Source organism: Pseudoalteromonas peptidolytica, from assembly GCF_012641745.1.
Classification (GTDB): Bacteria; Pseudomonadota; Gammaproteobacteria; order Enterobacterales; family Alteromonadaceae; genus Pseudoalteromonas; species Pseudoalteromonas peptidolytica.
Genome location: NZ_WEHZ01000034.1, coordinates 40,967 through 49,660, shown reverse-complemented (window position 1 = coordinate 49,660; position 8,694 = coordinate 40,967). Strand labels below are relative to the sequence as shown.

The 8,694-nt window shown below is 43.1% G+C and carries 10 protein-coding genes and 1 pseudogene; 5 read left to right on the top strand and 6 right to left on the bottom strand.

Going from position 1 to position 8,694, the window contains the following annotated elements:
• Positions 1-114, top strand: a pseudogene (locus F9Y84_RS18515) (IS481 family transposase); the annotation flags it as partial.
• Positions 115-268: 154 nt separating this feature from the next.
• On the opposite strand, the gene rsmI reads toward F9Y84_RS18515, so the two are convergent.
• A complete protein-coding gene (gene rsmI, locus F9Y84_RS18510; protein WP_147389373.1) occupies positions 269-1,126 on the bottom strand; it encodes a 16S rRNA (cytidine(1402)-2'-O)-methyltransferase in 858 nt (285 codons plus the stop codon).
• 60 nt (positions 1,127-1,186) lie between these two features.
• Here rsmI and F9Y84_RS18505 point away from each other — a divergent pair, with 60 nt between their 5' ends.
• From F9Y84_RS18505 to dolP, 4 genes are read left to right on the top strand one after another with little or no spacing between them, the layout of a single operon-like run.
• The gene (locus F9Y84_RS18505; protein WP_147389372.1) at positions 1,187-3,073 is read left to right on the top strand and encodes a penicillin-binding protein activator; all 1,887 of its coding nucleotides are present in this window, start codon (positions 1,187-1,189) and stop codon (positions 3,071-3,073) included.
• Between the two features lie 8 nt (positions 3,074-3,081).
• A complete protein-coding gene (locus F9Y84_RS18500) occupies positions 3,082-3,447 on the top strand; it encodes a YraN family protein (protein ID WP_125251155.1) in 366 nt (121 codons plus the stop codon).
• Between the two features lies 1 nt (position 3,448).
• Positions 3,449-4,036 carry an SIS domain-containing protein gene (locus F9Y84_RS18495; RefSeq protein ID WP_128731595.1) on the top strand — a complete coding sequence of 196 codons (588 nt, stop codon included), beginning with the start codon at positions 3,449-3,451 and terminating at the stop codon, positions 4,034-4,036.
• Positions 4,033-4,599 (top strand): division/outer membrane stress-associated lipid-binding lipoprotein, encoded by a 567-nt coding sequence (gene dolP, locus F9Y84_RS18490; RefSeq protein ID WP_125251157.1) that lies wholly within the window; start codon positions 4,033-4,035, stop codon positions 4,597-4,599. The genes F9Y84_RS18495 and dolP overlap by 4 nt, the downstream gene beginning before the upstream one ends.
• A gap of 216 nt (positions 4,600-4,815) precedes the next feature.
• On the opposite strand, the gene F9Y84_RS18485 is transcribed toward dolP, so the two are convergent.
• The 5 genes from F9Y84_RS18485 to petA form a co-directional block, all read right to left on the bottom strand.
• Positions 4,816-5,241, bottom strand: coding sequence for a ClpXP protease specificity-enhancing factor (locus F9Y84_RS18485; protein WP_125251158.1), 426 nt, complete (start codon positions 5,239-5,241; stop codon positions 4,816-4,818).
• A complete protein-coding gene (sspA, locus tag F9Y84_RS18480) occupies positions 5,241-5,867 on the bottom strand; it encodes a stringent starvation protein SspA (protein WP_125251159.1) in 627 nt (208 codons plus the stop codon). The genes F9Y84_RS18485 and sspA overlap by 1 nt, the downstream gene beginning before the upstream one ends.
• 96 nt (positions 5,868-5,963) lie before the next feature.
• Complete coding sequence (locus F9Y84_RS18475; RefSeq protein ID WP_125251160.1) at positions 5,964-6,701, bottom strand: cytochrome c1; 738 nt, start codon at positions 6,699-6,701, stop codon at positions 5,964-5,966.
• Positions 6,698-7,999, bottom strand: a complete 1,302-nt coding sequence (locus F9Y84_RS18470) for a cytochrome b (protein ID WP_125251161.1) — start codon at positions 7,997-7,999, stop codon at positions 6,698-6,700. Before F9Y84_RS18470 ends, F9Y84_RS18475 begins: the two co-directional genes overlap by 4 nt.
• On the bottom strand, positions 7,999-8,589 hold the full coding sequence (petA, locus tag F9Y84_RS18465) for a ubiquinol-cytochrome c reductase iron-sulfur subunit (RefSeq protein WP_125251162.1): 591 nt from the start codon (positions 8,587-8,589) through the stop codon (positions 7,999-8,001). The genes F9Y84_RS18470 and petA overlap by 1 nt, the downstream gene beginning before the upstream one ends.
• Positions 8,590-8,694 lie beyond the last annotated feature (105 nt).

Here is an 8,694-nt window from a genome sequence, read left to right as displayed (position 1 = left end):
TATTACAATAATAAGCGAACTCATCAGGGAAAAATGTGCTGTGGCAGAACGCCATTTGAAACATTGCTTGATGGAAAATCAATTTGGGCTGAGAAAAATTTAGCTCAAATCTAAACTGACAGCCACCTATTGAAAAACGGGTAACTGTCAGATCAAGTCTGAGCTAGTACAAGTTACGTTGTTGTTATTCCGTCTCTATAAAGTAGATAACTCAAGCTTTGAACAATAAAGTTTCTCTCGATCCAATATTGTTCAAAGCAGCTGCTTATTACGCTCGAGTTTCCAGCCAAGCTTTATATAACGCATTCTTTTTCAGTCCTAGGTATTCAGCCGCAACCCCACATGCTTTTTTAAGTGGCATTTCGGACTCAAGTAACGCAATCAACTTACTTGCCTCTGGAGTCAGAGCTTGCTCATCGCGCTCCTCACCAGGTAGCATCAATACCAGCTCACCTTTTTGCTTTTCTGGTGTGTCATGCAAAAAAGTGATGAGCTCTGTTACCGTACCACTAAAAAAAGTTTCATACGTTTTTGTTAATTCTTTTGCAAATACTACCTTTTGTGTTTCGCCAAGGGCTGCTTTCATATCTTCGAGGCTGGCCATAATCCTATGGGTGCTTTCATACATGATGCTGGTGATCCCTGACGTCACAACTTCTTTAAAAAACTGCTGACGCGCTTGGCTCTTTGCTGGAGTAAAGCCGACGAATTGAAATTTATCGGTTGCGAGCCCAGAGCAACTCACCGCAGCAATAGCTGCACATGCCCCAGGAACAGGGGTGACACTTGCCCCCGCATCACGACATAAATTAACCACCGCATAGCCAGGATCGCTGATAAGTGGTGTGCCTGCATCTGAAACCAGCGCAATATCCTTGCCTTCATTAAGCCAATCCAAAATTTGCTGCGCTTTTTGCTTTTCATTATGATCATGTAGGGCAAAAGTTTTTGCTTTAATACTAAAGTGGCTTAATAATTTACCCGTATGACGAGTATCTTCAGCAGCGATTAAATCAACTTGACTTAATACTTTCAGTGCACGTTCACTGATGTCCTCTAAATTACCTATTGGTGTTGCAACAATATAGAGGGTGCCGATTTTATTTTCGTTGTGAAGATTAGCCATTGAGCTCTCCAATGTCAGTCAGTAAGATGTCCACTTAGTCGTGAAATAGAAGGTTTGCCAGTGCAGTTTAAAAAGATAGCGCTTTTAGTTGCCATATTGTCGGGGTTATCCGCCTGCAGTACAAGCACAAATGTCACCAAATTGCCTCAACAAAGCGAAACAGCAACCACCATCAATCAGACAGATGATAGTGCTGCCTCACTCTTTGCCAAAGCAAAAAGTAAATCTGGCATCACAAAAATTCAGCTACTGTACGTAGCCAGAGACGCTGCGATTGAAGAAAAAAACTGGCTCATGCTAGAGCAGATAAGCTTGGCAATGGGAAGCAAGGCCAGTGTCGATCACGTACAAAATAAATTATATGTAGCCTATGCTCGTAAAGAGCTGAAGCAATATGAAAGCGCCTTGGCTATATTGCATACATTAGAAGGAAGGTTAAATACACCTGAACACCAAGCATGGTATGAATATCTACTCGGTAGCATTTATGCTTCACAACAACTTCCTAAAAAAGCGCTCGTTGAATTTTTCAAAGCGGCAGACATTGCTCAACAAAACAACCTTAATGTCGCAGGGCTAGACAATGAGATTTGGCGAGCCCTGCAACAACTATCTAGTTATGCACTAGAGCGCTTTGATTCTGGAAGCGTATTGCAACGTGGCTGGGTCACATTGGCTAAATATCAGCAAATTTATCTCGGCTCTAGCATTGAATTAGACCAGGCTATGAATAACTGGCGCCGTCGCTTTGCTAACCATCCAGCCGCAGCCTTGCTACCAAAAGATCTACAGGGTGCAGTTGCACTAGAGCCTTACGATGTAAGAAAGCTTGCGGTACTCATTCCACAATCAGGAGCAAGCGAGCGCCTTGGTACCGCGCTTAAAAATGGTTTTTTAGCAGCAACGGATAGTAGCACCATTGAAGAAGTTTTTTTTATTGATGAAATGTCGTCAGAGCAAGATATTCTGGCACAACTGGCCAAAGCGAATGCGGACTTCGTTATAGGTCCGTTGCTGAAATCTAACGTCGAAAAACTGGTTGATAATCCTGATTTCTCTCTCTACCCAACACTCTTTTTGAACGCTCGAGAGAGCGTTACCCCACGCACTAATGAGCAGTACTTTTTTGCGCTAAATCCTGAGCATGAAGTCGAGCAAGCGATGAAGCACTTTTTAGCTAAGGCATACAAAAAGCCAATGCTACTGGCACCAGCTAGTGCATCGGGCAAGCGTTTAATTGAGCATTTTGTTGAGGGTTGGAAGCACTATTCTGAAACTGCACCTGAGATTGGCTATTACACGAACAGCGAAAACATGGCTGAGGTGATCACCGACCTACTTGAAGTCGATGCCTCAAAAGCCCGTACCAACGTAATCAAAAACCTCTTTCGCAAGGAAGTAAAAAGTGAAACTCGCTCACGACGCGATATAGATGTGGTTTATATCCTAGGCGATGCGATGGAAACGCGCCTACTTAAGCCTTATTTAGATGTGAATGTAAGTACTTTTGCCAATAAAATTCCTCTGTACGCAAGTTCACGTAGTTACAGTAAACAAATTGATGTAACTGATAAAGGGGATTTAGAAGGGCTTTATTTTACTGAACAGCCTTGGATGCTACCAGGAGCGATAGAAAGAAACGCCATTAGGGAGACATACCAAGCGCTTTGGCCTGAGCAAGCTGACTTGGAGCAACGCCTATTTGCCATGGCATATGATGCGACTAACCTTATATCAGAGCTGCGCCAACTTGCTTGGTTATCGGGGAAAAGCTTTGAGGGCCTGACCGGGCAGCTCAGCATCCGTGATAATGCCGACATTGTACGCAGCCTCAGCTGGGCACAATATCGCAACAAGCAGATCCGTTTAGTTAGCTTGGATGAGCAACCCCCACTGCCATTGTTTATGCAAAAAGAGGAAGCACAGAGCACCTCACTAATAAGATAGGATTTTGTATGTTTAAGGGACTATTTAATAACACACGGAATAAAGGTGAACACTTTGAGTTAATTGCGGAACAATACTTGGTAAAGCAGGGACTAACACCTGTAACGAGAAACTTTCATTGCAAGTATGGTGAAATTGACCTCATTATGAGAGAAGCGCAAGTGTTGGTGTTCGTCGAAGTTAAATACCGTGACAGTAAAAATTTTGGCGGTGCAATTAATGCACTTTCCAAAACTAAGCTTCAAAGATTAAAGCGTAGTATTTATAATTACTTGGCACAACACAATTTGCATAACACACAGCTGAGAGTCGACTTTGTTGCAATTCAAGGGGTAGCTCCTTCTGAAATAAACTGGATTAAGAATATTTTTTAGCATGCAAGAATCTATTAAGTCTATATTTACAGAATCAATTCAAGCGCAGATTGCCGCTGGGGAAGTGCTACCTAAGGCCCTGGAGATGGCAGCAATGACAATGGCGCAAAGCCTTATTAATGGCAATAAGATAATCTGCTGCGGCGCGCCAAGCAATCATATGCTAGCGCATCATTTAGCAACAATACTTAGTAACTTTTATGAAACAGAGCGCCCTTGCCTACCAGCACTCGCACTGACCAATGAACAGTATAACTTAGCAACACCCGAAAATGGCAAAGCGCGAGAGCGCTTTGCCAAACAAGTACGTGCTTTTGCACAACCAGGTGACTTACTTGTCGCATATGCCATTAATGGACAAGAAAAGGCAGTAATTGGCGCGGTTGAAGCCGCATTAACTCGAGATATGAAAGTGATAGCATTAGTCGGGGATGACGGCGGAGAATTAACAGGCCTACTTGGCCCTCAGGATGTAGAAATCCGGATCCCCAGTAAGCGACCTAGCCGGATCATTGAGTCACAACTATTTAATACTCACTGTCTCAGTGAATTAATTGATGCCATTTTATTCCCTCAGGATGAAGTATGATGATGAGAATAGCTTCCTTACTTGCCGCGGTATTACTCTTGCAGGGCTGTGCCGCTGCTGTGGTAGCAGGTACTGCTGGCGCAGTATCCGCTGCCAATGACAGACGCACGATTGGTGCGCAAATTGACGACAATAATATCGAGATTAAAGGCACATTGGCGATTAAAGAGGTTAAACGTCTTGCCGATCATGCCAATATCACACTCGTTAGTGTCAATGGTGTTGTACTGATGATTGGTCAAGTAGCCAATCAAGAAATGAAAACTGAAGCCGAACGTGCATTACACAATATCGCGGGGGTCAAGCAAGTCCATAACCAGCTTAGAATAAGCACCAATATAGGCATCACCACAAAAACCCATGACACTTGGCTAACTTCTAAGGTAAAAACCAAACTATTGGCGGCTGATGAGGTCAATGGTGCAAATATTAAGGTGGTTACTGAAAACTCAGAAGTATTTTTGATGGGTTTAGTATCAAAGCAAGAAGCCAACTCAGCTGTTGAGATAGCTCGCCACATTAATGGCGTCAAACGAGTGGTTAAGGCCTTTGAATATATTTAACCTGAGCTTCGGATAATTAATGCCTTTCTAGCAGTTAATTTTAGCGCTAACTGCGTTGAATTCGCTTCCAATAGCTCGCTATTGGTACGTAAATTTGCCTTGTTATCCCCAAAACTGATTAGTCTTAATACTTGCTCTACTTGAAAGAGTGACCAATAACCACATGGTAAAGAGCATAAAATGCTGACATAAAAAAACCTGCATTCGCAGGTTTTTTTATTTTATTACTCTAAGATGCGAGCCTTTCTTCTTTTCTGGCTCAGGTTTAGCGTCAAGCTCTGGTGAGACTTCAGTCTCTTCTACCAACTCTAACGCTTCATCTTCAAAGACTTCTTCTTCAGGCGTGAATACGGTGCCTTCACCATTTTCCCGTGCATAGATAGCCAATACAGCACCATTAGGCACATACACCTGCATAGGCTGTCCGCTAAAGCGCGCATTAAAGCTGATTGCATGGTTATCCATGGAAAAGTTCGTTACCGCCGACGGATTCACATTCAACACAATTTGCCCCTCTTGAACAAATTGTGCAGGAACCTGTACCGAGGGATAGTCTGCATTGACCACTAAATGTGGCGTACATTCGTTATCTACTATCCACTCGTAAAAAGCGCGGAGCAAGTAAGGACGATTAGACGTCATTACGATCTTATCTCACGCTCAGCATCCGTTAGTGATGCTTGGAATGAATCACGCTCGAATAAACGTAACATGTACTCTTTAAGCTCTTTGCTTCCAGCGCCATTTAGTTCAATACCAAGTTGTGGTAAACGCCATAACAGTGGTGCTAAGTAGCAATCTACAAGACTAAATTCTTCACTCATAAAGTAAGGCGCTTCAGTGAAGATAGCCGCAACAGCGAGCAAAGCTTCAGTTAACTCTTTGCGAGCTTGAGCAGCATCGTCACCACCGTCACTAATCTTTTCAGCTAGTGAGTACCAATCAGTTTCAATACGATGCATCATTAGACGACTACGACCACGCATTACCGGATATACAGGCATCAGCGGAGGGTGCGGGAAGCGCTCATCTAGATATTCCATAATGATATTTGCTTGATACAAACCAAGCTCACGATCGATTAACGTAGGTACAGTACCATACGGATTAATCTCATGTAACGCTTCCGGTAAGTTGTCCTTTTCAGCCTGATGAATATCAACACTTACACCTTTCTCAGCAAGTACGATACGTACTTGGTGACTGTACATACAGTTTGACCCAGAAAAAAGTGTCATTACAGGGCGCTTATTGGCAGCAACGGCCATGCCTACCTCCATTAAAAAACTAAAAGTAATTAAATCACTTTAAACAGCAAAAGGGGCGAACGCCCCTATTGCAAAAACTACCTTTGAATATTCAAATTAATGAACATCTCTCCAGTATTCTTTCTTCAAGAAGAATGCCAAAATGAAGAAGATAACCAAGAAGCCAATTACTTTGATACCTAGCGCTTCTGACTGTAGGCGAGATGGCTCACCAACATACGCTAAGAAGTTTGTAATATCTCGAGCTGCTTGATCGTATTCATCAACACTCATCTCACCAGTACCATCAGTCTCTACGCCAACCACTTTAGTTACTGTCTGACCATTTTCTTCCACTTCTTCAGTGATAGGAGTTGGTAAACCCTGTAACTCTTGTAATACGTGAGGCATCCCCACCAGTGGGAAAACAACATTGTTTACGCCAAATGGGCGAGAATCATCTTTGTAGAATGACTTCAAGTAAGTATAGATATAGTCCGGTGACTTAACGCGAGAGATAAGCGTTAAGTCTGGAGGAGGAGCACCAAACCACTTAGCGGCGTCATCCTGATCCATTGCGTTCAATATGTGGCTACCCACTTTTGAACCATCAAAGATAAGGGTTTCTTTACCAATTTCGGTTGGAATACCAATATCTCTGAAAGTACGCTCATAACGCTGATACTGCATTTGGTGACAGCCTAAGCAGTAGTTCATAAATAGCTTAGCGCCACGCTGCAAAGATGCGTTATCAGTTAAATCATTATTTGCTTCCATCAGCGGTACTGACGGGCCAGCTGCCATCGATAGTGTTGGCAACAATGCGAATAAACCGATTACTAGCTTTTTCATCATTTCGTCAACCTCGTTGGTAGTGGCTTCGTTGTTTCATTCTTCGAGTACACGAATAGTAAAACGAAGAACATGAAATACGTCACAGTACAGATCTGCGACAAAATTGTCGAGAACGTTGTCTGCGGTGTTGCACCTGCCCAACCTAGGATTAAGAAGGTAACAACAAACTGTGCGATGTTCACTTTATGGAAACCACAGCGGTAGCGAATTGAGCGAACTGAACCACGGTCAATCCACGGTAGCAACGCTAACACTACGATCGATGCACCCATCGCCGCTACCCCTAATAATTTATCAGGAATTGCACGTAGAATCGCATAGAATGGTGTGAAGTACCATACTGGGAAAATATGCTCAGGTGTCTTAAGCGGGTTCGCAGCTTCAAAGTTTGGCGCTTCAAGGAAGAAACCTTTCATCTCTGGAGCAAAGAATACAACAGCACAGAACAAAATTAAGAAACCAGCAACACCCAGCACATCTTTTACTGTGTAGTAAGGGTGGAACGGAATTGCATCCACAATATCTTTCTTACTTGTGTAGTACTCGTGGAACTTGAACTTAGGCTTGTCTTCTTCAGCTACTGAACCTTTCTTGCGCTTGATCTCAACGCCATCAGGGTTGTTAGAGCCAACTTCATGCAATGCTACGATATGCAAGAATACTAAGATAACCAATACCAGAGGAAGTGCGATTACATGTAATGCAAAGAAACGGTTTAGTGTCGCACCTGAAATTACGTAGTCACCACGGATCCACTGTGTTAAATCTTCACCAATTACTGGGATAGCACCGAATAGTGAAATAATTACCTGAGCACCCCAGAATGACATCTGACCCCATGGTAATAAGTAACCCATGAAAGCTTCAGCCATTAGTGCAAGGAAAATAAACATACCAAACAACCACAGTAGTTCACGTGGTTTTTGGTAGGAACCGTAAATCATGCCTCGGAACATGTGGAGATAAACCACCACAAAGAAAGCGGATGCACCGGTAGAATGTAAGTAACGCAATAACCAACCGTATTCAACATCACGCATGATGTATTCAACAGACGCGAACGCACCTTCGGCTGAAGGTACGTAGCTCATGGTTAGCCAGATACCAGTAACAATCTGGTTTACTAGTACTAGAATGGCAAGCGAGCCAAATAAGTACCAAAAGTTAAAGTTTTTTGGTGCTGGGTACTGTGCGATGTGCATATTCCAGACGCGAGTCATAGGAATACGATCGTCAATCCAATCCACAACTTTACCAACAACACCCGTATTTGCAGCTTTATCTACTTGACCAGACATTATGCAACCCCTTCTTCTTCACCTACCAAAATGGTAGTGTCGTCAATAAAGGTATACGGAGGGATTTCTAAGTTTAGAGGTGCAGGTACGTTTTGGAATACGCGCCCTGCCATATCAAATCTTGAACCATGACATGGACAGAAGAAGCCACTATCAGTACCTTCAACTAACTCACCAAAACTACCATTTAAGAAGGTTGGTGAACATCCCAAGTGAGTACAAATCCCAACCGCAACGAAGATTTCAGGTCGCTTAGAACGATACCCGTTCTGAGCTGATGCCAACTGTTGTGGCTCTTCTGAGTTAGGATCACGAAGATTACCTTCGTGTTGCTTCATTTGTTCTAGCATTTTTGGTGTACGATTAACAATCCAAACTGGTTTGCCTCGCCACTCAACACGAATAAGTTGTCCAGACTCAAGCTTGCTGATATCTACTTCTACAGGCGCACCTGCAGATTTAGCTCGCTCACTTGGATTCCAGGACGCAATAAAAGGAACAGCAGCTCCAACCGCACCAACGCCACCTACAACAGAGGTAGCGATAGTTAAAAAGCGACGTCGGCTGTTGTCTACAGGCGCATTGCTCATCCACTTATCTCCACTTGATTCCCAACACTTGCTATATTGAGAACATCAGTTACAGCAGGTTAATTTAAGAAATTACAAAATAGACGCGATCATAAATAAATACCT

Excerpts from the sequence above, each read along its gene's own strand:
- rsmI (WP_147389373.1), bottom strand. The coding sequence starts at position 1,126 with ATGGCTAATCTTCACAACGAAAATAAAATCGGCACCCTCTATATTGTT.
- F9Y84_RS18470 (WP_125251161.1), bottom strand. The coding sequence starts at position 7,999 with ATGTCTGGTCAAGTAGATAAAGCTGCAAATACGGGTGTTGTTGGTAAA.
- dolP (WP_125251157.1), top strand. The coding sequence starts at position 4,033 with ATGATGATGAGAATAGCTTCCTTACTTGCCGCGGTATTACTCTTGCAG.
- F9Y84_RS18495 (WP_128731595.1), top strand. The coding sequence starts at position 3,449 with ATGCAAGAATCTATTAAGTCTATATTTACAGAATCAATTCAAGCGCAG.
- F9Y84_RS18485 (WP_125251158.1), bottom strand. The coding sequence starts at position 5,241 with ATGACGTCTAATCGTCCTTACTTGCTCCGCGCTTTTTACGAGTGGATA.
- petA (WP_125251162.1), bottom strand. The coding sequence starts at position 8,589 with ATGAGCAATGCGCCTGTAGACAACAGCCGACGTCGCTTTTTAACTATC.
- F9Y84_RS18500 (WP_125251155.1), top strand. The coding sequence starts at position 3,082 with ATGTTTAAGGGACTATTTAATAACACACGGAATAAAGGTGAACACTTT.
- sspA (WP_125251159.1), bottom strand. The coding sequence starts at position 5,867 with ATGGCCGTTGCTGCCAATAAGCGCCCTGTAATGACACTTTTTTCTGGG.
- F9Y84_RS18475 (WP_125251160.1), bottom strand. The coding sequence starts at position 6,701 with ATGATGAAAAAGCTAGTAATCGGTTTATTCGCATTGTTGCCAACACTA.